Source organism: Microbispora sp. NPDC004025 (genome assembly GCF_053604425.1).
The window spans coordinates 86,623-107,673 of sequence record NZ_JBSGHN010000001.1 but is presented as its reverse complement, the minus strand read 5'-3'; the positions used below and the strand labels follow the sequence as shown (position 1 = coordinate 107,673).

Here is a 21,051-nt window from a genome sequence, read left to right as displayed (position 1 = left end):
GCTCGTCTTTCTTCGGCCCGTGCTCGCCATTCTTGTGCCGCTCGTCGCGCCGGGAATCACTTGACACGTGCCGCATCGAGGAAGGTTCTGCATGAACCATGCAACTCGCAAGCACGACCGCTACTCCTCCACTCGTACGGGCGGCTCTGCCAACCCCGGCAGGGGTGACCGAGCCGGCTCGCCGGCTCTGGGCCGTTCAGGCACCCCCAGGCGTTCTGGCGGTCACGGGCGGCGTCCCACCGCGCTTCAGGGGGAGTTCGCACTGCCGGTCACCGTTACCCCGGCCCTGCCGGCAGCCGCGACTTTCGCTGAACTGGACATGCCGCCCGCGCTGATGAAGGTGCTCACCAGCCTGGGTATGAACGAGCCGTTCCCGATCCAGGCGGCGACGCTGCCGAACTCCCTGGCGGGCCGGGATGTCCTCGGGCGGGGGCGCACCGGGTCGGGCAAGACTCTCGCCTTCGGCCTGGCCCTGCTCGTCCGCACCTCCGGACAGCGCGCCGAGTCGCGGCGGCCGCTGGCCCTGATCCTCGTTCCCACTCGGGAACTGGCCCAACAGGTCACCGACGCGCTCACCCCGTACGCCCGGTCATTGAAGCTGCGGCTGGCCACCGTCGTCGGCGGAATGTCGATCGGCCGGCAGGCCAGCGCTCTGCGCGGTGGTGCCGAGGTCGTCGTCGCGACCCCCGGACGGCTCAGGGATCTCATCGAGCGCGGCGACTGCCGCCTGGACCAGGTCGGCATCACCGTGCTGGACGAGGCCGACCAGATGGCCGACATGGGCTTCATGCCTCAGATCACCTACCTGCTCGACCAGGTGCGCCCCGAGGGCCAGCGCATGCTGTTCTCCGCCACGCTGGACCGCAACGTCGACCTGCTGGTACGCCGCTACCTGACCGACCCGGTGGTCCATTCGGTCGACCCCTCGGCGGGCGCGGTCACCACCATGGAGCACCACGTGCTGCACGTCCAAGGCGCCGACAAGCAGGCCACCACTGTGGAGATCGCTGCTCGCGACGGCAGAGTGATCATGTTCCTGGACACCAAGCACGCCGTGGATCGGCTCACCGAGAACCTCCTGAACAGCGGCGTACGCGCCGCGGCGCTACACGGGGGCAAGTCCCAGCCCCAGCGCACCCGCACCCTCGCCCAGTTCAAGACCGGCCACGTCACGGTGCTGGTGGCGACCAACGTCGCGGCCCGCGGCATCCACGTCGACAACCTCGACCTCGTCGTCAATGTCGACCCGCCGAGCGACCCCAAGGACTACCTGCACCGCGGCGGCCGCACCGCCCGCGCAGGCGAGTCCGGCAGCGTCGTCACCCTCGTCCTGCCCAACCAGCGCCGTGCCGTGACCCGCCTGATGGCCGACGCCGGTATCGTCCCGCAGACCAGTCAGGTCTGTTCGGGTGAGGCCGAACTGCGACGTATCACGGGCGCCCAGGCTCCCTCAGGGATCCCCGTGACCATCACCACACCGGTTGCAGATCGCCGAACGGGGCGGGGACGGAACAGCCGACGATTCGGGTAGCAGTCGGATGACCGCCCGGCGGAACAGTAGTTCCGGGCGGAGCCATCCGGTGGAGGAGACCATCCAGGTGGTGCAGGCGCCGTCCCTGCCGGGAACATCGAACGAGGAGATCGACTCCTCAGGAATCATGGCGTAAGTTGGCCTGGCTCCTTGCGGCAGCCAGGCACAGCTCCCACCGCGCGAGGATCCCTTCCAGGCGCCCATCCTCCTGCGTGACGTCCTGGACGCCGGACCCCTGCGGATCGCCCGTATGTTCCAGATCTCCCTGCGTTATCCAATCGAACGCAAGCTGCCCGCCGTCGGCGTGCCCGCGCTGGTGACGAGAGGCGAGCGTGAGCCGCTGGTGTCACAACGGTGGGCGTGGGAGGTGGCCGCGTCGCTGCCGCGCGGAGACTCGCCGTCGTGCCCGGAAGCCCGCGCAACGCCAACTACAGCGCCGCCGGTCGCCTCGCCGCTCTCGTGATCCCCTTCCTCGACAGGCTCCCCCGCTGACCCGCCGCGGCCCCACCTGAGCGCCCCAGCAGGGCGAACCTCCTCCCGGCGCTCGCGTGGACGGACAGCGGCGCTCAGTCGATGAGGGCGAGCGCCCGGTCACGCAGGCCCGCCGGGGCGGTCTTCGGGCTGCCGGCGTCGAAGGGCGGCCGCGGGGCGTACTCGATGGCGAGCTGAACGGTCTGCGCCGTCTCCTCGTCGCGCATCGCGGCCAGCAGGGTCAGGGCCATGTCGATGCCCGACGAGACGCCCGCCGCCGTCACTACCTTGCCGTCGATGACCACGCGCTCGCTGACCGGCTCGGCGCCGAATCCGGCGAGCTGGTCCAGCCATCCCCAGTGGGTCGTCGCCCTACGGCCCTTCAGCAGCCCCGCCGCGCCCAGCAGGAACGCGCCGCTGCACACCGAGGTCGTCCACCGGGTCCGCTCGTGCGCCCGCGCGATCCAGCCCAGCAACTCCGAGTCGGACAACGCCTCGATCGTCCCGGGTCCTCCGGGCACGACGACGACGTCCGGCGCGGGCAGGTCGCCGTACGACGCGGTCGCCGCGAGGCTCAGGCTGCCCCGGTCGTCGAGCACCGGCCCCGGCTCGGCCGCGACGAACGTGACCGTGCAGCCCGGCGCGAAGGCCAGCACCGTGTACGGCCCGACGGCGTCGAGCGCGGTGAATCGGGGATAGAGGGGGATCGCGATGTTCATGCTCTGCTGCTCTCCTTCGATCGGAACCGGCGACGGTAGTCGCCGGGTGAGACGCGCCAATGGCGGCGGAAGACCCGGTAGAGGGTCTCGGGAACGCCGAGTCCCGACTCCCTGGCCACCCTGTCCAGGGGATGAGCGGTGGTCTCCAGCAGCCGCCGCGCCGCGTCGGCCCTGCTGCGTTCGACGTACCTGCCGGGTGAGACCCCCGTCTGCTCGGTGAAGACCCGGGAGAAGTGCCGCTCGCTCATCCCCGCCCGCCGGGCGAGCGCCGGAACGCTCAGGTCCTCGGCGGGGTTGGCGTCGATGAACGCCTGGATCTCGCGCAGCGGCTCGGCACGTGGGACGGCGGCCCGCATGGGGGCGCTGAACTGGCTCTGCCCGCCCGGGCGGTGCAGGTACACCACGAGCCCGCGGGCGACGTCGCGGGCGAGCGCATGACCGTGGTCGTCGGCGACGAGCGCCAGTGCGAGGTCCACTCCCGAGCTGACCCCCGCCGAGGTCCAGACGTTCCCGTCGCGGATGTAGATGGGATCCGCGTCCACCTCGACGTCCGGATAGCGATCCGCCATCTCGCCCGCGACCAGCCAGTGGGTGGTCGCGCGCCTGCCGCCCAGCAGTCCTGCCTCCGCTAGGAGGAAGCCGCCGTTGCATACCGAGGCGACCCGCCGGGCCCCGGCCGCCAGCCGGGCGACGCCCGCGAGCAGCTCCCGATCGCGCAGGTGCTCCGGCACCGACAGCCCGCCCACGACCATCAGCGTGTCGATCGGCGCCGCGACCTCGTCCAGCGACGTCTCCGCGAGTGTCGCGATCCCGTTCTGGGCGGGTACGGCCCCGGCACGCACGGCCGTCACCTCGACCCGGTAGCCGGGCTCGGGCACGAGCAGGTTCGCCGTGGTGAAGACGTCGGCCGGCCCGGCGAGATCGAACATCTGGAAGCCATCGAAGATCACGATGACCACGCGTCGCTGCATGCCTCAATGCTCGCGACCATGGCCTCATGGCGTCAACGACACAGAGATTGCACATTACGCCATGACCGTCGGCCCGTCTGGAAAGAATCGGGGGCGCTGTCGATATCGTCGCCTCTCGTTCGTCGTCATCATGTGCGGCGCCTCGCCGCGTGAGGGAACGACAGGACATGACAGGAGTTCGGGCTGTGAAGTACATGCTGCTGATCAACGCCAGTGCGGCCGACGCGAACGGCGCGGGCGCCGAGGGCGACTTCCAGGAATGGGTGAACTACGACAAGGCCGTACGGGACGCGGGGATCTGGGTCTCGGGTGAGTCGCTGGCGGACCTGGTTACCGCCACGACGGTCCGGGTCGGCCCGGACGGGCAGCGGTCCGTCGTCGACGGCCCGTTCGCGGAGACCCGCGAGGTCCTCGGTGGTTTCTACGTCATCGACGTCCCGAACCTGGATGTCGCGCTGGACTGGGCGGCCCGCTGCCCGGGGGCACGCGGCAGCGGTTCTGTCGTGGTGCGGCCGGTCGCCGACTTCGGGGCCTGAGCGCGGTGCGGGAGCAGGCGTCCGGCACCGGCAGGGCGGTGGAGTCGGTGTTCCGGGAGGAACACGGGCGCCTGCTGGCCTCTCTCGTGCAGAGGTTCGGCGACCTGGACCTGGCCGAGGAGGTCGCCTCCGAGGCGATCGAGGCGGCGCTGGTGCACTGGCCGGTGCAGGGCGTCCCCGCCAAACCCGGCGCCTGGCTCCTGACGACGGCCCGGCGCAAGGCTGTCGACCGGTTGCGCCGGGACCAGACCTATGCCGCCCGGCTCGCCGTGCTGCAGGTGGAGGCGGACCGGGCCGATCCCGCTCCGCCCGCGGACGCCGGCGCCGATCTTCCCGACGAACGGCTGCAGCTCTTCTTCACCTGCGCTCACCCGGCCCTGCCGGATGAGGCGCGCGGGGCTCTGATGCTGCGCTGCCTGGCCGGGTTGACCACCCCGGAGGTCGCGCGGGCGTATCTCGTCCCGCCGGCCACGATGGCGCAGCGAATCGTACGAGCCAAGAAGAAGATCCGTGAGGCCCGGATCCCGTTCCGGGTGCCCGGGGCCGACGAGCTGCCGGGGCGCCTGCCGGGCGTGCTCCAGGTCCTGTATTCGGTCTTCACTGAGGGGTACGCGGCCAGTTCGGGCCCTGATCTGCAGCGGCCGGGCCTCGCCGAGGAGGCGATCCGGCTGGCGCGGATCCTACGGCGGCTGTTGCCCGCCGAGCGCGAGGTCACCGGGCTGCTGGCGCTGATGCTGCTGGTCCACGCGCGGCGCGCGGCCCGCACCGGCCCGGACGGGGAGCTCGTGCTGCTCGGGGAGCAGGACCGCGGCCGCTGGGACCGGGCCATGATCGAGGAGGGCCTCGCGCTGGTGCCCGTCGCGCTGACCGGCGGTCCGCCCGGGCCGTACGGGGTGCAGGCCGCGATCGCGGCCTTACATAACGAGGCGACCGATCTGGCGACCACCGATTGGCCCCAGATCGTGGCCCTTTACGAAGTAATGCTCGTGCTGGACCCGTCCCCCGTCATCGCGCTCAACCGGGCGGCGGCCGTGGCGATGCGCGACGGCCCGCAAGCGGGCCTGGCTTTGCTCGACGAGCTGGCCGGCGAGGAGCGGCTGCGCGGCTACCACCCTTACCACGCCGCCCGGGCGGACCTGCTGCAGCGACTCGGACGGCTCGCCGAGGCCGCGGCGGCCTACCGTCGAGCCCTCGATCTGGCCGGCACCGAACCCGAACGGGCCCACCTGCGGCGCAGGCTCGGCACAACCGAGTCGCCCGCCCAGAACGGCCCGGACTGCGCGGACTGCGCGGACTGCGCGGGCTGCCCGGGCTGCGCGATGGACCCCTGACGCTCAGCGGACACCTGACGTCCGGCGTCCCTGCGCGTCTCCAGCGATCGAGCTCGGCTCACCTTGCCGGCCCGACGCCGGTGGCCACCCGGGCGCGGCCTCCGCCTCAGGCGGCAAGCAGCTGGGCCACGACGATGACGTTGCCGTACAGGTCGGCGAAGTGCAGGGAGCGGCTGTCGGGGTCCTCACGCTCGTCCCAGACCCGTACGCCGTGCTCGCGCAGCCGCTTGGCGACCACGCCGAGGTCGGCGGTGTAGAGGACGAACAGCGGCTGCCCGCCGGTCTGCCCGCCGACGAGCTCACGCTGCCGCTCGGAGGTGATCGGCATCAGCCACAGCCCCACCCCCTCCTGTCCCGGCAGGCCGACGTGCAGGAAGCGATAGCCGCCCGCCACATAGTCGTGCAGCACGGCGAAGCCGAGCACGTCGCGGTAGAAGGCCAGCGCCTCGTCGGCGTCGTCGACGAGCACCACCATCCGGCCGATCGCCGAGAAGAGAGCGTCATCCGTGGTCATGGGCCGCACCCTAGTCAGCGCCTCCGACATTCCGGCGGTCGGCCGGGAGCCGGTCACACGCCGGCGTCTCCGAAAGGATCCACGATGGGCCCCACGAGCATCGGGCGGGCGAGCATGTCCTCCGTGAACGGCACCCCGGTGATCTTCGCTGCCAGGGCGAACCCCCTCGCCAGGGCGGTGTCGTAGTTGTCCTCCCAGGCGGCGTCCCACGCGGCCTCGTCCTCCGGCGTGTCCAGTCCCATCCCCAGCTCGCGCATGTAGCCGTTGAGCCGGTCGGGGTCGGACCCGTAACGCTCGTACGGGTGCCGCGGCCGATACCCGGTGACGATCGTGCCGTCGATCGCGTACTCGAAGCCGTGGTCGGCGGCGTAGTCGTGCCGGGTGACCGCCACCACCTCGCAGCCGTGGGACAGCCTGGGCAGCACCTCGTGGAGCGTGACCATCCAGCCGAAGGGCTCGATGGCCACGCACCACTCGCCGGCCTGGAAAACGCCCACATGACCGCCGCCGTCTCCGCCGTCCGTCTCCTCGACGAACTCGTACACCTTGTCGTCGAGCTCGGCGAAGCCGGACTCCTGGCCGGAGTCCTCACCCCGGCTGAAGCGGCGCACGACCTCGGCCGGGTCGAGCCCGCGGAAGAAGGCCACACTGAAGATCACGCCCAACGGGCCGCCGCCCTCGCTCTCGGGCACGTTGAGCCATCGGAACGGGGCCAAGGGATCGGTCGTCGTCATGCGGGCCAGGGTGGCAGTCCGTACTGACAAATTCGCCTGAGCGAGCCTCACTCCTCGCCGGAGAACCGCTCCCAGGCGGACTGGCGGGTCATGCCGAGCGCCGCGCCGATCCTGGCCCAGGTCACCCCCCGGTCGCGCGCCCGCTGCACCCAGACCCGCAGGTTGTCCTCGACCTGCGCGCTCACCTCGGCGATCCGCGGCAGGAACTCCAGGATCTGCTCGTCGGTCATGCTCTCGGTGTACGGAATCTCCGGGGCCTCGACGGACTGGGCCGCCAGGATCTCACTGCAGAGCCCGACGCACTCGTTGCAGATGTAGACGCCGGCACCGGCGATCATCTTGGCCACGGCGGTCTTCGGCTTGGAGCAGAACGAGCAGCGGATGTCCTGTTCCGCCAGAGAAGGAGCCGGCATGTCGCCTCCACGGGATGACTTGTCAGGCTGTTCCTGACGATCGGCACCGAGGCTAGTCCCGTCAGGAGCAGCCTGACAATGGATCATCCGGAAAGCGATGTTTCCCGCGCGCTCGTTTCCGGGTCAGCTCTTGGGGCCGAAGGCGTGCGGGACCTCTCCCTTGCGTCCGCAGCGCGGGCAGGGGCGGTATCGCCCGGACCACCAGGTGGCCTTGAGTGTGCCGCTGCCCTTGCACTTGGGACATTTGGACAGGTAGTTGCGGATGTAGTCGGAGACGAGCCAGATGCCGAAGAAGGCTGCGACGAGAATGAGAACGGTCTGCGAATCCACCATGGCTCCGTAGTTCGGGGGATGACCGGCGACGAATACGCCGCCGTAGTACGGAAGCCGGTCGCGCGGGGGACGCGGTCACCGACACTCACCGGCCGGGCGACGCAGTGCGGGAGGCGGCGACGGGTCCCCGCCCGCATTGGGGAGGGAACTCGCATCGCCGCCTCCCGTCAGCACTGGTCGCACCGGAGAGGACGCCGCACGGCCTTCCGCCGGTGACAACCGGGCCCCGCTTCATTGGAGTCACAGGTCATAGGAGTCACAGGTCATCGGAGCCACAGGGCTCCGGGCCGCGGCCCTCAGACCCGCTCGGGCTGAAGCGCCGCCGCCTGCCGCACGTCATCCGCCCGGGGCCGCCGCAGGACGACGAGCGCGACCGCGAAGGCGGAGATCAGCAGGGCGAGGGACACCGTGAAGGCCAGGCGGTAACCGCCGGTCAGCGCGACCGCCTCGCCCGCCCCGCCCGCCAGCAGCCCCTGCGTACGGGTGGCGGCAAGCGTGGACAACAACGCGACACCGACGGCCATCCCGACCTGCTGAGTCGTGTTGAAGAACCCCGAGACCAGGCCGGCGTCGTCGGAACGGGCGCCCGACATGCCGAGCGTGGTCAGCGCCGGAAGCACCAGGCCCCCGCCCATGATGAGCACCATCACGGGGAGCAGGTCGGTCACGTAGCGGGCGTCGACGGGGACGCGGGTGAGCCAGGCCATCGCGCCGATCAGGAGCGCCAGACCGCCCAGCAGCACGGCGCGCGCGCCGAAGCGGGTGCTCAGCCGCGGGGACACGAACAGCGACACCCCCGCGATGGCCAGCGCAGCGGGGAGCATGGCCAGGCCGGTGCCGAGCGCCCCATAGCCGAGCACCTGCTGCATGAACAGCGCCACCATGATCTGGAAGGCGAACATCGCGCCCAGCGTCAGGACCTGCACCAGGTTGGCCCCGGCGACGGCGCGCGAGCGGAGGATCCGCAGCGGCATGAGCGGGGTCCGGGCGGTCGCCTGGCGGACGAGGAACGCGGCCAGCAGCGCGAGCGACACCGCGCCGAACCACAGGGAGCGCGGGCCGAACCGCTCGATCTGGACCACGGCGTAGATGCCCAGCATCAGACCGGCCGTGACCAGCAGGGCGCCCAAGGCGTCCGCGCCCGCCGACAGGCCGAGCCCTCGATCGGCCGGCAGCGCCCGGACCGCCAGCGCGATCGTGACCACGCCGATCGGCACGTTGACGAGGAAGATGTAGTTCCAGCCCAGCGCGTCGGTGAGGACCCCGCCGAGCACCTGGCCCAGCGACGCCCCCGCGGCGCCGGTGAAGCTGAAGACGCCGATGGCCTTCGCCCGCTCCCCCGCGTCGGTGAAGGTCGTCACCAGGATGCCGAGCACGACCGCCGAGGCCATGGCGCTGCCGACGCCCTGCAGGAACCGGGCGCCGATCAGCATCCCCGGCCCGGTGGCGGCTCCGGCCAGCAGGGACGCCGCCGCGAAGACGGCGTTGCCCGCCAGGAACATGGCCCGGCGGCCGACCAGGTCGCCCAGCCGGCCCGCCAGCAGGAGCAGGCCGCCGTACGCGATGAGGTAGGCGTTGACGGTCCAGCTCAGCTCGGCGGGCGCGAAGCCGAGGTCCCGCTGGATGGCGGGCATGGCCACGGTCACGATGCTGCCGTCGAGGACCGTCATCAGCATCGTGGCGGACAGCACGCCCAGCACGAGCCGACGGGATCGGGATATGCGCGACAAGGGGTCGCCTCCTGTTCATGGGGAACAGGATCGACCGTAGCAGATAGTTTTGTTGTAGACGATCCCCTACGGACCGATCAGGCGCGCTGGCGTGCCCGCCGGACCGGCCGCGGCGCCTCCACCGGAATGTCCAGATGCCCGGTGACCAGGCGGTTCAGCGCACGGACGAGCACCTCCGCCTCCTCCTCCGGCAGCGACTCGAGAGCGGCCCGGTGGACCCCGTCGACGATCTCCTGGCTCCGCTTCGCCATCTCCGCGCCCTTCTCGGTGACCGCGACGATGCGGGCGCGCCGGTCCGTGCTGGACGGGCGCCGCTCGGCGAGGCCGGCCTCCTCCAGGGCGTCGAGGGTGACCACCATCGTGGTCTTGTCCATGTCACCGAGCTCGGCGAGCTGGATCTGCGTACGCTCCTCCTCCATCGCGTGGACGAGCACGCAGTGCATGCGCGCCGTCAGTCCGATCTCGGCGAGGGCCGCCGCCATCCGCGTACGCAGCACGTGGCTGGTGTGATCGAGCAGGAAGGACAGGTCGGGCTCGTTACGCGAGGGCGCCATGGCTGTCATACGCCCAGGCTACCAATTCGTCCCTTTGCGGATTATCTCCAAAGGTCACAGCGTCCGCAGGGCGGCCTCGATCGACGCCTGACCCGCCGGCACGAGCGGGAGCCGTACGGCGGCGGTGGGAATCCGGCCCTGGGCGTGCAGGACACCCTTCAGGACGGTCGGGTTGGGCTCGGCGAACATGGCCGCCGACATGAGCGACAGCCGGTGACCGAGAGAGCGGGCATGCTCGGTCTCCCCGGCCTGCCAGGCCCGGACGAGCTCCGCGAAATCACCGGTACGCAGGTGGGCGGAGGCGAGGATGCCACCGGATGCGCCCAGCGCGAGCAGCGCGGACAGGAACGGGTCGTCCCCGGCGAGCACCGCGAAATCGGCCGGCGGGTCGGCGAGCAGGGCGATCGTGTCGAGGTCGACGCCGCCGACCGCGTGCTTGACCCCGGCCACCATGGGCAGCTCCCCCAGCCGGCGCAGCGTGCCCGCGCCCACGGACTGCCCGGTCCGATACGGGATGTTGTAGACGACCAGCGGCACCGGGGTCTGCTCGGCCAGCGCGGTGAAGTGGGCGAGCACGCCCGCCTCGGACGGCCGGACGAACGCCGGGACCGTCACCAGCGCCGCGTCCGCCTCCCCCTTGAGGGCACGCAGCGCCTCGGCCGTGCTCCGCGTGTCGGCCGACCCCGCGCCGACCGTGAGCGTGGCGCCCCGTTCGCGGCAGACCCGGCCGCAGATCTCGATCACCGCGCGCCGTTCCTCCTCGGTCAGCGTGGCGACCTCCGCCGTGGTACCGAGCGCGACGAGCCCGGACGCGCCGTCGTCGAGCACGCCGTGCGCCAGGGCTTCGAGCGCGTCGACAGCGATCTCGCCGTCCTCCGCGAACGGAGTGATCAAAGGGACGTGAACACCGGAAAGAGTCATGGCACGATCCTTCCGGCGAGCAACCGTGTAGGTCCAGTTCGCGTTTCTATCGAAACCGTTAAGCTGAACTGATGCTCGATTGCCACCGACCCCGCCCGCGCTGATGCTCGACGTCCGCAGGCTCCGCCTGCTTCGTGAACTCGCTCACCGGGGCACGATCGCGGCGGTGGCCGAGGCGCTGACGTTCACCCCCTCGGCCGTCTCCCAGCAGCTCGCCGCGCTGGAACGCGAAGCGGGGGTCGCCCTGCTGGAGCGCACCGGACGGCGGGTCGCCCTCACCCCCGCCGGGCTGGCGCTGGTGCGGCACGCGGAGGCCGTGCTCGAACGGCTGGAGCAGGCGGCGGCGGAACTCGCCGCGGCCAGGAGCGATCCGTCCGGAACCGATCTGGCCGGGATCCTGCGGATCGGCGCCTTTCCCACCGCGACCCGGGCGATCCTCCCCGCGGCCCTGGCGGCGCTCGCGCGGAGCCACCCCGGCCTGGATCCGATGGTGGACGAGGTCGATCCCGCCGAGGTCGCGCCCCGGCTGCGCGCCGGCGAGCTCGACGTCGCCCTGGTCCACGAGTACGACTTCGTCCCGGCCGAGCCCGACCTCGCCCTGGACGCCGTCCCCCTCCTCGACGAGTTCATGTACCTGGCCACCCCGCACGCCGTCGGCGGCGAGGGCGACGCGGCCACGCTCCTCGCCTGCCGCGACGCGCCCTGGATCGCCTCCACTCCCGGCACCCTGTGCCACGCGATGACCGTGCGGGCCTGCCAGGCGGCCGGGTTCTCCCCCCGCGTACGTCACCACATCGACGACTTCGCCACCGTCCTGGCCATGGTCGCCGTCGGGCAGGGCGTGGCGCTCGTGCCGGAGCTGGGAGCCGCCGACCCGCCCCGAGGCGTCACGCTGACCGCGCTGTCCATGCGCCGCCGCACCCGCGTCGCCTTCCGCAGGGGCGCCGGCGGTCACCCCGCCGTCGTCGCCCTGATCGCGGCCCTGCGTTCCGCCGTCCGATAGCAGCCAGAAGACCGGCCGTCCGATAGGAGTCAGAAGACCGGGATGATGTCCTCCGGGTCGATGACGTCGACCTCCACGCCGTCGATGTCGAGCTCGGGGATCGCGGGGAACTCGATGCCCCACCGCTCGACGATCGCGCGTACCCGGGCCATGGCCAGCCGCCAGTTGTCGGCCTGCTCCTCGTACGACAGCACGCCGAGGCCGCCCTCGCGCGCGTGGTCCATGAGCACCCGGTGGTTGTGCAGGAAGTACGGCGGGAGCTCCCAGAAGCCCTCCGGCGGCTCCCAAAGGATCATCGACAGGAAGACGAACCCGGCGCGCAACTGGCGCGTGATCAGGCCGCGCACGTCGTCGGTGAGCCCCGGCCACTCGTTCTCCAGGATCGTCATGCAGATCTGGAGGTGGCGCGACTCGTCCCGGCCGATCTTGTGGAACATGTCCGAGAACAGGGGGTGCTCGGTGCCCGAGGCCATCCCGCGAAACAGCGTCGAGGCCGCCATCTCCCCCATCATGAAGCTCGTGAACAGCACGGCGAGCGAATACTTGCCCACGGCCGCGTTGTAGCCGTTCCAGTAGCGCCCGCCGTTGTGGTAGAGCCAGCCGATGTTGTTGTGCGCCGCCCGCTCCAGGTCGGTGGAGGGCTGCCAGTCCAGCGGGCCGCCAGGCCACAGCCGCGCGATCACCCGCTGGCAGCACTCCTCGTGGTTCATCTCGTCACGGGTGATCGAGAAGAAGCACTTGCGTACCGGATCCTCCTCGTGCTTCTCGAACGCCTGGATCGTGGCGCGGGCGAAGACGGCGGGGCCGGAGGCGTCGAAGTTGGCCAGCACCGAGAACCAGTACATGATTCCCAGCCGCTGCTCGGCCGTGAACTCCCCGGGGTCGAGCAGGTTCCACGGCAGGTCGGCGGGGTTCCAGACCATGCGCTTGGACTTCTCGTAGATCGCCGCCAGCTTCCCGGTCTCCACCCGCCACTCCATCGGGTAGATGTTGGGCTGCGGGATCTCGGGAGCCGGCCAGAAACCGCCCTCGGGAACCACGACGTCCGACATCGTCTCACCATCCCCGCACCTGTGACTCACATCACCATGTAACAGCGTCAGCCTCATCCTGCGCCGCGCCGTCATACCAATCAAGTGCCCACACCGCTCAAGCGCCCACACCTCGCCGTCCGCGGCTGCCCTGCGTGACCGCGACGCACACCAGCACGGCGGCGGCCGCCACGATCGTCGCGACGCCGATCTCCTCGTCCAGCAGCAGCCAGGCCCACACCAGGGTGAGCAGCGGCTGCGCGAGCTGGATCTGCCCGGCCCGCGCGATCCCGCCCATCGCGAGCCCGGCGTACCACGGGATGAACCCGAGGAACATCGACACCAGCGCGACGTACGCGAACCCGGCGAGCGACACGGCCGAAGGCTCCACGGGTGTGGTGACCGCCAGCACCACCGTCACGGGCACGGTGAGCGGGGCCGCCAGCACCAGCGCGTACGAGATGACCCGCCAGCCGGGCGTCTCCCGCGCCAGGCGCCCGCCCTCGGTGTAGCCGACGGCGGCCGACAGCAGGGCGAGCACGAGGAGCACGTCCGCCCCGGCGAAACGGCCGGTCCCCCGGGTCAGGGTGAACACGGTGATCGACAACGCGCCCGCCGCGCAGGCCGCCCAGAACAGGGGCCGCGGCCGCTCCCCCGCCCGCAGCACCGCGAACGCGGCCGTGGCGGCCGGGAGCAGGCCGATGACGACGGCGGAGTGGGCCGTGCTCGCGCCGCCGTCGAGGGCCAGGCCGCTGAACAGCGGGAAGCCGACGACCACGCCCAGCACGATCATCGCGTACGACCGCAGGTGGGCGCGGGGCGGCAGGAGCGGCGCACCTGCCGCCTTGAGGCAGATCACGGCGGCGAGCGCCGCGATGGCCGCGCGCCCGATCGCGACGAGGTACGGATCGAACCCCCGCATCGCGAACACGGTCGCGGGAAACGACCCCGAGAACGACAGCACGCCCACGCCGGCCAGGAGGCTGCCCCGCCACGCGGAACGGCGAGGGGAGTCCGCTATCGGAAGGACAGCGATAGCGCTATTGTCAATCTTCATGAATGACGATAGCAGTATCGCCCGTCTCGCCGCGATCCTGAGGGAGGAGACGGAACGGGCGCGGCCGGGCGAGCGGCTGGCGCCGAGCAGGGAGATCATGCGCCGCCACGGCGTGGGCCCGGTGACGGTCTCGCGGGCGATCGCGCAGCTCGCGGCGGAGGGGCGGGTCGTCACCCGGCCCGGCGCGGGGGTGTTCGTGGCCCCGGCCCGGCGGCCGGTCGCCGATGCGCCCGACCTGTCGTGGCAGACCGTCGCCCTGGGCGACCGGGTGGTGGACGACTCGGCGACCGCGAGCCTGCTGGCCCAGCCCGCCGACGGCGTCGTGCCGCTCACCGGCGGCTATCTCAACCCCGAGCTGCGCCCCGTGCGGGCGCTCGCCGCGGCGGCCGCGCGAGCCGTACGCCGTCCGGAGGCGTGGAGCATGCCCCCGCTGAACGGCCTGCCGGAGCTGCGCCGCTGGTTCGCCACGGAGGTCGGCGGCGCGGTGACGCAGGACGACGTGCTCGTCGTGAGCGGCGGTCAGTCGGCGCTCACCCTCGCGTTCCGCGCACTGGCGGCCCCCGGCTCGCCGATCCTCGTCGAGACCCCCACCTACCCGGGAGCGCTCGCGGCGGCCAAGGCCGCAGGACTGCGGGCGAGCGCGGTGCCCCTCGACCGGGACGGCGTACGGCCCGACCTGCTGGCGGAGGCGTTCGCGATGACGGGGGCGCGGGTGTTCTACTGCCAGCCGACGCTGCACAACCCCACCGGGGCGACGCTGACCCGGGAGCGCAGGGAACAGGTGCTGGCCGTGGCCCGGGCCGCGGGGGCGTTCGTGATCGAGGACGACTACGCGCGATACCTGGCCACCGGCCCGGTCCCGCCGCCCATGGTGAGCGTGGACGCCCACGGCACGGTGGTCCACGTCCTGTCGCTGAGCAAGATCACCTCACCGAGCCTGCGGGTGGCGGGCCTGATCGCGCGGGGCCCGGCCGCGCACCGGCTGCGGGCCTGCCAGGTGGTGGAGTCGTTCTTCGTCGCCCGGCCCCTGCAGGAGACGGCCGTCGAGTTCGTCGGCTCCCCCGCCTGGCGGCGCCACCTCGGCACCGTCCGCCAGGAGATCGGCGTACGGCAGGCCGCGCTGCTGGCCGGGCTCGCCCGTCACGCGCCCGCCGCCGAGGTGCATCTGGTGCCCGCCGGCGGCCTGCACGTCTGGGTACGGCTCCCGCCCGGCACGGACGAGGCGGAGGTGGTCGAGGCGGCACAGGCACAGGGCGTGCTGGTGAGCCCGGGGCGCATCTACTACCCCTCCGAGCCGCCGGGCCCGCGGCTCCGGCTGACCCACACGGCCGCGACGGGCCTGCCCGAGCTCGACGAGGGCGTCCGCCGTCTCGGCCCGATTCTCGCCTCACCCGCCCGGACGCCCGGTTAGTCACACCAGTCCCGGGAGACAACCTGCGCCCCGCCTGAGCCGTCTCTTCTCTGTCGCCCTATCGCCCCCCTTCACAGAGGAGACACCGTGCGCGTCCGCTTCATGTCGATCGCGTCATGCGCCGTGCTCGCGTCGGCCGGCCCGCTCGCCGCTCCGATCGCCGCCGAGGCCGCCGAGGCCGCCTCCGCCCGGACACCGGCCTCGACCGGCTGCTACCGCCAGGCCGGGGACCACTGGGAATGCGTCACGCCCGGCGCGTTCTGCCCGGCGGCGGCCCACGGCAGGGACGGGTACTCGGAGGACGGGGACCACTACCGGTGCGCGCAGGACGGCTCGGCCTGGCGGTGGAAGCCGGCCGGCTCCTCGGGAGGCCCCACCCAACAGCCCACTCAGAAGCCCACACCCAAGCCGACGCCGAAGGCCACCCCGACCGCCAGGCCGACGGGGCCGAAGTGCTCCCAGAAGTACCTGCCGCTGCCGGACCCGAAGTGCCAGCCGGGGGCGCGCAACCCCGCCGTCACCCAAAAGTCGATCAAATCGACGATCTGCACGGCCGGTTATGGCAGGAAGGTCGCGCCCCCGGCGAGCTACACGCAGGCCCTGCGTGTGACGCAGATCGCTCAGTACGGCTACGCGGACAGGAAGCCCTCGCACTACAAGGAGGACCACCTCATCCCGCTGTCCCTCGGCGGATCGCCGAAGAGCGCGAAGAACCTGTGGCCGCAGCCGATGCTGGCCGGCACGGGGAAGACCCCGGCCGCCAAGGACGCGGTCGAGCTCACCCTGTGGCGGGCGGTCTGCCGGGGCGAGGTGCCGCTCGCGAAGGCGCAGCAGGCGATCGCCAGGAACTGGCGAACCGCCGTGCGACGGCTGGGCCTTTGAGCTCAGTGACGCTCGCGGCCGGACCGGGGCTCTTCTCCGCGCTCTCCACGCTCTCCGCGGCGATCGGCCCGCGACAGACGCTCGCGGCGCTCGCTGTTCCGCAGGGCCAGATAGGCCAGGTAGCTGACACGCATGAGATCCTCCTCGGAATGACCGACACCAGTGAAACGCTTACGTAGGTGTTGTTATTCCGCGACCTCCGACTGTCGTACAGTGGTCACGAGGGGTGATCGATCATGACGGGCCCGGCGGAGCTGCTCCGCGACTTCGTGAACACCTACGACGTCGAGGGAGACGCCGACGAGCTGGCCTCGCCGGCCGAGCTGTCCGTCTGGCTGCGCGAACGGAAGCTGATCGGCGACGACGACCGTGCCGCCGACGAGGATCTCGCCGTGGCGACCCAGCTGCGCGAAGGGCTGCGGACCGCGCTGCGCGGCAACCACGACGGGGGTTCGTACGAGGTGCCGGAAGGGCTGGACGCCGCACTGGCGGGGCTGCCGGTGCGGGTGACGCTCTCGGCGGGCACGCCGGTCCTGGAGCCGACGGTGCCCGGAGTGGCGGGCGGGCTCGCGCGGCTCGCGGCGCTGATCCCGGCCGCCCACGCCGACGGCACCTGGCCGCGGCTGAAGGTGTGCGCCGAGAGCACCTGTCAATGGGCGTTCATCGACTCCTCGAAAAACCGGTCTCGCTCCTGGTGCTCCATGCGCGTCTGCGGAAACCGCACAAAAACCCGGGCATATCGGGCACGACGCCAGGCGGAAGGTACGCCGAGGCCCTCCTGACCAGTACGGTGTTACAGGCTAAGAAAGGAGCCCGCCGAATGGGTGTTAGAGCTGCCCGCCTCGAGGACGTCGACGCGGTGACCAGCACCCAGATCCGGGCGTGGAAGGCTGTCTATCGCGACTTCCTGCCACCGATCCCGCTGGAGCAGATGACCGGGCCGGCGGCGGAGAAGATGTGGCGCCGCCAGTGGGAGGAGGCGATCCTCTCCCCGCCCTCGCCGCGTCACCGCCTGCTCGTCGCCGTCGAGCGAGTGGTGCCCGACACCGACGCGTTCACCGCGCTCGGGCCCGGAGGCATCCTGGCGACCGCGGCGCAGCGCGCCTCCGACCGGGTCGTGGGGCTGGCCTCGCACGGACCCGCCGAGGACCCGGATCTCCATCCCGCCACGACGGCCGAGCTGATGACGTTGCTCGTCGATCCCAACCACATCAGGCGCGGACACGGCAGCAGACTGCTCAACGCCACGGTGGACCACCTGCGTGAGGACGGCTACAGCACGGTGGTCACCTGGGTCTTCGCCGACAACCACCCGATGCTGGGCTTCCTCGAGTCGGCCGGATGGGGCGAGGACGAGGCCGAGCGCGTCCTCGACATGGGCCGCCCGATCAGGATGATCCGCCTCACCACCGACATCAGCTGAGAGCTCGACGCGGAGACGGTCGTCCTGACCACGGCCATCCGCCGAGCGCGCCCGCGCCGCACTGCGAACCCGCACCGGACCACGGTTCACCCTTCCCCTCCTGCCCGTCCGCAGGGCGTTCCGCCCCCGGCGGCGTCGCGTCCGCCAACCCCGCCGTCAAGGGATGACGGGGGATTGGCCAGACTAGGTACGCCTTCACCGGCTACGCACAGGTAGGAAAAGGGAGTCACGTGGCCACCCCAGCTCAATGGTTAGCGGGCGCACGCCCCCGTACGCTGCCCGCCGCCGTCGTCCCGGTCGCCGTCGGCACCGGAGCCGCCGTCGCGGAGGGCGGCGCGGTCTGGTGGCGAGCGGCGCTCGCGCTGTTCGTCGCCCTGGCGCTGCAGGTCGGGGTCAACTACGCCAACGACTACAGCGACGGCGTGAAGGGCACCGACAAGGACCGGGTGGGACCGCTGCGGCTGGTCGGCTCGGGCGTCGCTCCCCCGAAGCAGGTGCTCGCCGCCGCTCTCGGCTGCTTCCTCGCCGCCGCGGTTGCCGGTCTCGTCCTGGTGGTGGCCACCCGCGCCTGGTGGCTGCTGCTCGTCGGCCTCGCCTCCATCCTGGCCGCGTGGTTCTACACCGGGGGCTCCCGCCCGTACGGCTACCGCGCGCTCGGGGAGATCTCGGTCTTCGTGTTCTTCGGCCTCGTGGCCGTCGCGGGGACGACGTACGTCCAGGTGGAGCGGCTGACCTGGCTCTCGCTGGCCGCGGCCGTGCCCGTGGGGCTGCTCGCCTGCGCGCTCCTCGTGGTCAACAACCTGCGCGACATCGTGACCGACGGCCCCTCCGGCAAGCGCACGCTGGCCGTGGTGCTGGGTGACGCCCGCACACGCCTGGCCTACTCGGCGACCCTGGTGCTGCCCTTCGTGTGCGCGCTCGCCCTGGTGCCGGTCAGGCCCTTCGCCGCGCTGACCGTGCTGGCGCTCCCCCTCGTGGTGGCCCCGATCAGGACGGTCCGCTCCGGCGCCACCGGCCCCGCGCTCATCGCGACGCTCCAGCAGACCGGCCGCCTGCAGCTCGTCTTCGGCGCCCTGTTCACCCTCGGTCTCGCCCTGTTCTGAGCAAGTCCCAGCAGCGGGGGATCGCCCCTGCGATGGCTGCCGGCCGACGAGTACGGCCGTCGTCACCGGATCGGGCGCTGCGCGGCTGGGCGCCCGGATGCTGGACATCGCACACCGGCTGCGCGAGCCCTTCGCCGCCGGCTCTGGCCGCGCTCCAGGACCTCCGGATGCGGCACGCCGTGGCCGCCAGCCGGGCCGCATCGTGGAGGTCCCTGCTCAGGAGCGCGTCATCCTTTAGGCGGTTAGCCCTGGCCCACGAGCCGGTCCTTGATGAGCGCGATCACCTCGTCGAACCTCGCATCCATCTTGTCGAACCGCGCGTCCATCTGGTCGAGTCGCTCGCCCACGGCGTCGAACCGGGCGTCCACGGCGTCGAACCGGGCGTCCATGCCGTCCAGCCGCCGGTCGATGCCGTCGAGACGGGTCTCGACGCGATCGATCCGCGCGTCCAGACCGTCGAGGCGGCGGCCGACGACTTCGAGCCGGGCCTCGACGCCGATGAAGCGGTCCTCCATCGCCGTGAACCGTTCGTCGGCGATGTCGAACCTGGCCCTCATCTCGGCGAAACGCGAGTCCACACGCGCGCGGAACTCCGTCGCGTCGTCGCGCGCCGCCTGGAACAGGCGGACGTTCGCACCCTGTGCCTGCTGAATGTCCAGGCGCGCACGCTCGACCTTGTCGTCGACGGCACGGATGAGGATCTTGATGGACTGCACGTCCGTCTCGAGTCCCGTAACGCGCTCTTCGAGGTCCATGTCGGCCATGGTAGTCATGCCTTTCTCCGGGGGGTCGTCGTTCGGGACGGGCCGCCGGGCGGCGGTCCGGGGGACAACCATGCCGTAGGGCGGAAGCGGCTTCGAACCGCTTCGGACCACCGAAAACCGTTCTGGAGAAGGACCTGAACCGCATGGATGATTTTTGCCGCCCCGAGTAGACGACGGGACTCCCTGAGCAGCCTCTTGTCGCGTGAACTGGGCAGATACCGCCGAAACGTTAAAGGCGCCCGCTCATGCCCGCCATGCGTAAATTGTTTGCCCGGAGCGCTGGGCGTCGCTTGCATGTCTCCCATGCCCACCCTGCGGATCGACTCCGTGACCGACGCCACCCTCGAGGACTGGCGGCACGCCCACAACGTGATCATTCCCGATGACCCGCTGACCCTCGACGAGGTACGCGAACGCGCAGGACGCAACCACCTGGAGGTGGCCTACGCCGGCGGCGAGCTGGTCGGCTGCTCCACGGTGCGTCCGCCCAGGAACGGCTCGCCGGTCGCGACCGTGATCGTGCGTGTGCTTCCCGCCTACCGGCGGCGGGGTTACGGCGAGGAGATGTACGCGCGGTCGGTGGCTCACGCGCGCTCACTGGACGCGAGCGTGATCGAGACGGTCGTGCTGGCGTCCAACACCGACGGTCTGCGCTTCGCCGAAGCACACGGCTTCACCGAGGTGGACCGCTATCACCCGCCCGAGGGCGGCGGCCCGTTCATCACCCTGAGCAGATCGTGAAGGGGCGCCGCCCGGGCCCGTCCCCACGACGACGGGCCGGGCGGCGCGGCCACTGTGACCGCTCTACAGGTCGAGAAGGCGCTCCAGGCCCATGGTGAGGCCGTCGAGCTCCGGCACGCGGCGTACGCCCAGCAGGACGCCCGGTGTGAACGACGCCCGGCTCATCGTGTCGTGCCGGATCGTGAGGGTCTCCCCCTCGCCGCCGAGAATGACCTCCTGGTGGGCGATCAGCCCGGCGAGCCGTACGGCGTGCACGTGGACGTCGCCCACCGTCGCGCCCCGGGCGCCGTCGAGGGCGGTGGTCGTCGCGTCGGGAGAGGGACCGAGCCCCGCCTCGTGCCGCGCCTGCGCCACCAGCTCCGCCGTACGGCGGGCGGTGCCGGAGGGGGCGTCGGCCTTGTGCGGGTGGTGCAGCTCGACGATCTCGACCGACTCGAAGTGCTTGGCCGCCTGCGCGGCGAAGTGCATCATCAGCACGGCGGCGATGCCGAAGTTGGGGGCGATCAGCGCGTTGGTCCCCGGGTTGGCGGCCAGCCAGCCCCGCACGGTCTCCAGCCGTCCGGCGTCGAAGCCCGTCGTGCCCACGACCGTGTGGATCCCGTGGGAGATGCACCACTCGAGGTTGCCCATGACGACGTCGGGGTGGGTGAAATCCACCACCACCTCGGCGCCGGTCAGGGCGTCGAGCGGGTCGTCCTTGTCGACCTCCGCCACGAGCTCCAGGTCGTCGGCCGCCTCGACGGCCTTGCACACTTCCACACCCACGCGCCCTCGGGCGCCAAGAACACCGACCTTAATCACGCGCCCAAGGCTATACGTGACGGCCGGAGCCGGGACGGCGAGGAGCGGCCCGGCGCGCCCGTGCCCGCGACGGCGGG

General features: G+C 71.6%; 24 protein-coding genes. 10 read left to right on the top strand and 14 right to left on the bottom strand.

The features are described from left to right. Nucleotides 1-91 precede the first annotated feature (91 nt). Nucleotides 92-1,531: a DEAD/DEAH box helicase gene (locus tag ACWEQG_RS00525; RefSeq protein WP_452280541.1), complete on the top strand. Its 1,440-nt coding sequence runs from the start codon at nucleotides 92-94 to the stop codon at nucleotides 1,529-1,531. A 566-nt stretch (nucleotides 1,532-2,097) separates the two neighbouring features. Here ACWEQG_RS00525 and ACWEQG_RS00520 read toward each other — a convergent pair. Beyond that, nucleotides 2,098-2,721: a DJ-1/PfpI family protein gene (locus ACWEQG_RS00520; RefSeq protein ID WP_452280540.1), complete on the bottom strand. Its 624-nt coding sequence runs from the start codon at nucleotides 2,719-2,721 to the stop codon at nucleotides 2,098-2,100. Beyond that, a complete protein-coding gene (locus tag ACWEQG_RS00515) occupies nucleotides 2,718-3,692 on the bottom strand; it encodes a GlxA family transcriptional regulator (RefSeq protein ID WP_452280539.1) in 975 nt (324 codons plus the stop codon). Before ACWEQG_RS00515 ends, ACWEQG_RS00520 begins: the two co-directional genes overlap by 4 nt. Nucleotides 3,693-3,886: 194 nt before the next feature. Here ACWEQG_RS00515 and ACWEQG_RS00510 point away from each other — a divergent pair, with 194 nt between their 5' ends. Both ACWEQG_RS00510 and ACWEQG_RS00505 read left to right on the top strand, forming a co-directional pair. After that, the gene (locus ACWEQG_RS00510) at nucleotides 3,887-4,228 is read left to right on the top strand and encodes a YciI family protein (protein ID WP_452281639.1); all 342 of its coding nucleotides are present in this window, start codon (nucleotides 3,887-3,889) and stop codon (nucleotides 4,226-4,228) included. Nucleotides 4,229-4,233: 5 nt separating this feature from the next. Beyond that, nucleotides 4,234-5,559 (top strand): RNA polymerase sigma factor, encoded by a 1,326-nt coding sequence (locus ACWEQG_RS00505; RefSeq protein WP_452280538.1) that lies wholly within the window; start codon nucleotides 4,234-4,236, stop codon nucleotides 5,557-5,559. Between the two features lie 106 nt (nucleotides 5,560-5,665). On the opposite strand, the gene ACWEQG_RS00500 is transcribed toward ACWEQG_RS00505, so the two are convergent. The 7 genes from ACWEQG_RS00500 to ACWEQG_RS00470 all read right to left on the bottom strand — a co-directional run bounded on the left by ACWEQG_RS00500 (nucleotide 5,666) and on the right by ACWEQG_RS00470 (nucleotide 10,758). Continuing rightward, on the bottom strand, nucleotides 5,666-6,073 hold the full coding sequence (locus ACWEQG_RS00500; protein ID WP_452280537.1) for a VOC family protein: 408 nt from the start codon (nucleotides 6,071-6,073) through the stop codon (nucleotides 5,666-5,668). A 53-nt stretch (nucleotides 6,074-6,126) separates the two neighbouring features. Then, nucleotides 6,127-6,807 (bottom strand): DUF6461 domain-containing protein, encoded by a 681-nt coding sequence (locus ACWEQG_RS00495; RefSeq protein ID WP_452280536.1) that lies wholly within the window; start codon nucleotides 6,805-6,807, stop codon nucleotides 6,127-6,129. A gap of 47 nt (nucleotides 6,808-6,854) precedes the next feature. Further along, nucleotides 6,855-7,220 (bottom strand): ClpX C4-type zinc finger protein, encoded by a 366-nt coding sequence (locus ACWEQG_RS00490; protein WP_452280535.1) that lies wholly within the window; start codon nucleotides 7,218-7,220, stop codon nucleotides 6,855-6,857. 123 nt (nucleotides 7,221-7,343) lie between these two features. After that, nucleotides 7,344-7,553 (bottom strand): hypothetical protein, encoded by a 210-nt coding sequence (locus ACWEQG_RS00485; protein ID WP_452280534.1) that lies wholly within the window; start codon nucleotides 7,551-7,553, stop codon nucleotides 7,344-7,346. A 296-nt stretch (nucleotides 7,554-7,849) separates the two neighbouring features. Continuing rightward, nucleotides 7,850-9,283: an MFS transporter gene (locus ACWEQG_RS00480; protein ID WP_452280533.1), complete on the bottom strand. Its 1,434-nt coding sequence runs from the start codon at nucleotides 9,281-9,283 to the stop codon at nucleotides 7,850-7,852. A 77-nt stretch (nucleotides 9,284-9,360) separates the two neighbouring features. After that, a complete protein-coding gene (locus tag ACWEQG_RS00475) occupies nucleotides 9,361-9,846 on the bottom strand; it encodes a MarR family winged helix-turn-helix transcriptional regulator (RefSeq protein WP_452280532.1) in 486 nt (161 codons plus the stop codon). Between the two features lie 45 nt (nucleotides 9,847-9,891). Beyond that, nucleotides 9,892-10,758: a 4-hydroxy-tetrahydrodipicolinate synthase family protein gene (locus ACWEQG_RS00470; RefSeq protein ID WP_452280531.1), complete on the bottom strand. Its 867-nt coding sequence runs from the start codon at nucleotides 10,756-10,758 to the stop codon at nucleotides 9,892-9,894. Nucleotides 10,759-10,837: 79 nt separating this feature from the next. On the opposite strand from ACWEQG_RS00470, the gene ACWEQG_RS00465 reads away from it, so the two are divergent. Then, nucleotides 10,838-11,761, top strand: coding sequence for a LysR family transcriptional regulator (locus ACWEQG_RS00465; RefSeq protein WP_452280530.1), 924 nt, complete (start codon nucleotides 10,838-10,840; stop codon nucleotides 11,759-11,761). 29 nt (nucleotides 11,762-11,790) lie between these two features. Here the strand turns inward: ACWEQG_RS00465 and ACWEQG_RS00460 are convergent, their stop codons facing one another. After that, on the bottom strand, nucleotides 11,791-12,813 hold the full coding sequence (locus ACWEQG_RS00460; RefSeq protein ID WP_452280529.1) for a hypothetical protein: 1,023 nt from the start codon (nucleotides 12,811-12,813) through the stop codon (nucleotides 11,791-11,793). Nucleotides 12,814-12,910: 97 nt separating this feature from the next. Continuing rightward, nucleotides 12,911-13,849, bottom strand: a complete 939-nt coding sequence (locus tag ACWEQG_RS00455; protein ID WP_452280528.1) for a DMT family transporter — start codon at nucleotides 13,847-13,849, stop codon at nucleotides 12,911-12,913. On the opposite strand from ACWEQG_RS00455, the gene ACWEQG_RS00450 reads away from it, so the two are divergent. Both ACWEQG_RS00450 and ACWEQG_RS00445 read left to right on the top strand, forming a co-directional pair. After that, nucleotides 13,848-15,260, top strand: coding sequence for an aminotransferase-like domain-containing protein (locus ACWEQG_RS00450; protein WP_452280527.1), 1,413 nt, complete (start codon nucleotides 13,848-13,850; stop codon nucleotides 15,258-15,260). The two genes, ACWEQG_RS00455 and ACWEQG_RS00450, sit on opposite strands and share 2 nt — an antisense overlap. A gap of 87 nt (nucleotides 15,261-15,347) precedes the next feature. Then, on the top strand, nucleotides 15,348-16,142 hold the full coding sequence (locus tag ACWEQG_RS00445) for a hypothetical protein (RefSeq protein WP_452280526.1): 795 nt from the start codon (nucleotides 15,348-15,350) through the stop codon (nucleotides 16,140-16,142). Between the two features lie 2 nt (nucleotides 16,143-16,144). Here the strand turns inward: ACWEQG_RS00445 and ACWEQG_RS00440 are convergent, their stop codons facing one another. Continuing rightward, entirely contained in the window at nucleotides 16,145-16,276 is a 132-nt protein-coding gene (locus ACWEQG_RS00440; protein ID WP_363463575.1) for a hypothetical protein, read from the bottom strand. A gap of 102 nt (nucleotides 16,277-16,378) precedes the next feature. On the opposite strand from ACWEQG_RS00440, the gene ACWEQG_RS00435 reads away from it, so the two are divergent. The 3 genes from ACWEQG_RS00435 to ACWEQG_RS00425 all read left to right on the top strand — a co-directional run bounded on the left by ACWEQG_RS00435 (nucleotide 16,379) and on the right by ACWEQG_RS00425 (nucleotide 18,668). Further along, nucleotides 16,379-16,924, top strand: a complete 546-nt coding sequence (locus tag ACWEQG_RS00435; protein ID WP_452280525.1) for a CGNR zinc finger domain-containing protein — start codon at nucleotides 16,379-16,381, stop codon at nucleotides 16,922-16,924. A gap of 38 nt (nucleotides 16,925-16,962) precedes the next feature. Then, nucleotides 16,963-17,565, top strand: a complete 603-nt coding sequence (locus tag ACWEQG_RS00430; RefSeq protein ID WP_363463571.1) for a GNAT family N-acetyltransferase — start codon at nucleotides 16,963-16,965, stop codon at nucleotides 17,563-17,565. Nucleotides 17,566-17,795: 230 nt separating this feature from the next. Further along, the gene (locus tag ACWEQG_RS00425; RefSeq protein WP_363463569.1) at nucleotides 17,796-18,668 is read left to right on the top strand and encodes a 1,4-dihydroxy-2-naphthoate polyprenyltransferase; all 873 of its coding nucleotides are present in this window, start codon (nucleotides 17,796-17,798) and stop codon (nucleotides 18,666-18,668) included. A 242-nt stretch (nucleotides 18,669-18,910) separates the two neighbouring features. Here ACWEQG_RS00425 and ACWEQG_RS00420 read toward each other — a convergent pair whose 3' ends face one another. Further along, the gene (locus tag ACWEQG_RS00420; protein WP_452280524.1) at nucleotides 18,911-19,423 is read right to left on the bottom strand and encodes a hypothetical protein; all 513 of its coding nucleotides are present in this window, start codon (nucleotides 19,421-19,423) and stop codon (nucleotides 18,911-18,913) included. Between the two features lie 312 nt (nucleotides 19,424-19,735). On the opposite strand from ACWEQG_RS00420, the gene ACWEQG_RS00415 reads away from it, so the two are divergent. Next, nucleotides 19,736-20,173, top strand: coding sequence for an N-acetyltransferase family protein (locus ACWEQG_RS00415; protein ID WP_452280523.1), 438 nt, complete (start codon nucleotides 19,736-19,738; stop codon nucleotides 20,171-20,173). Between the two features lie 63 nt (nucleotides 20,174-20,236). Here the strand turns inward: ACWEQG_RS00415 and dapB are convergent, their stop codons facing one another. Beyond that, on the bottom strand, nucleotides 20,237-20,974 hold the full coding sequence (gene dapB, locus ACWEQG_RS00410) for a 4-hydroxy-tetrahydrodipicolinate reductase (RefSeq protein WP_452280522.1): 738 nt from the start codon (nucleotides 20,972-20,974) through the stop codon (nucleotides 20,237-20,239). Nucleotides 20,975-21,051: the final 77 nt, after the last annotated feature.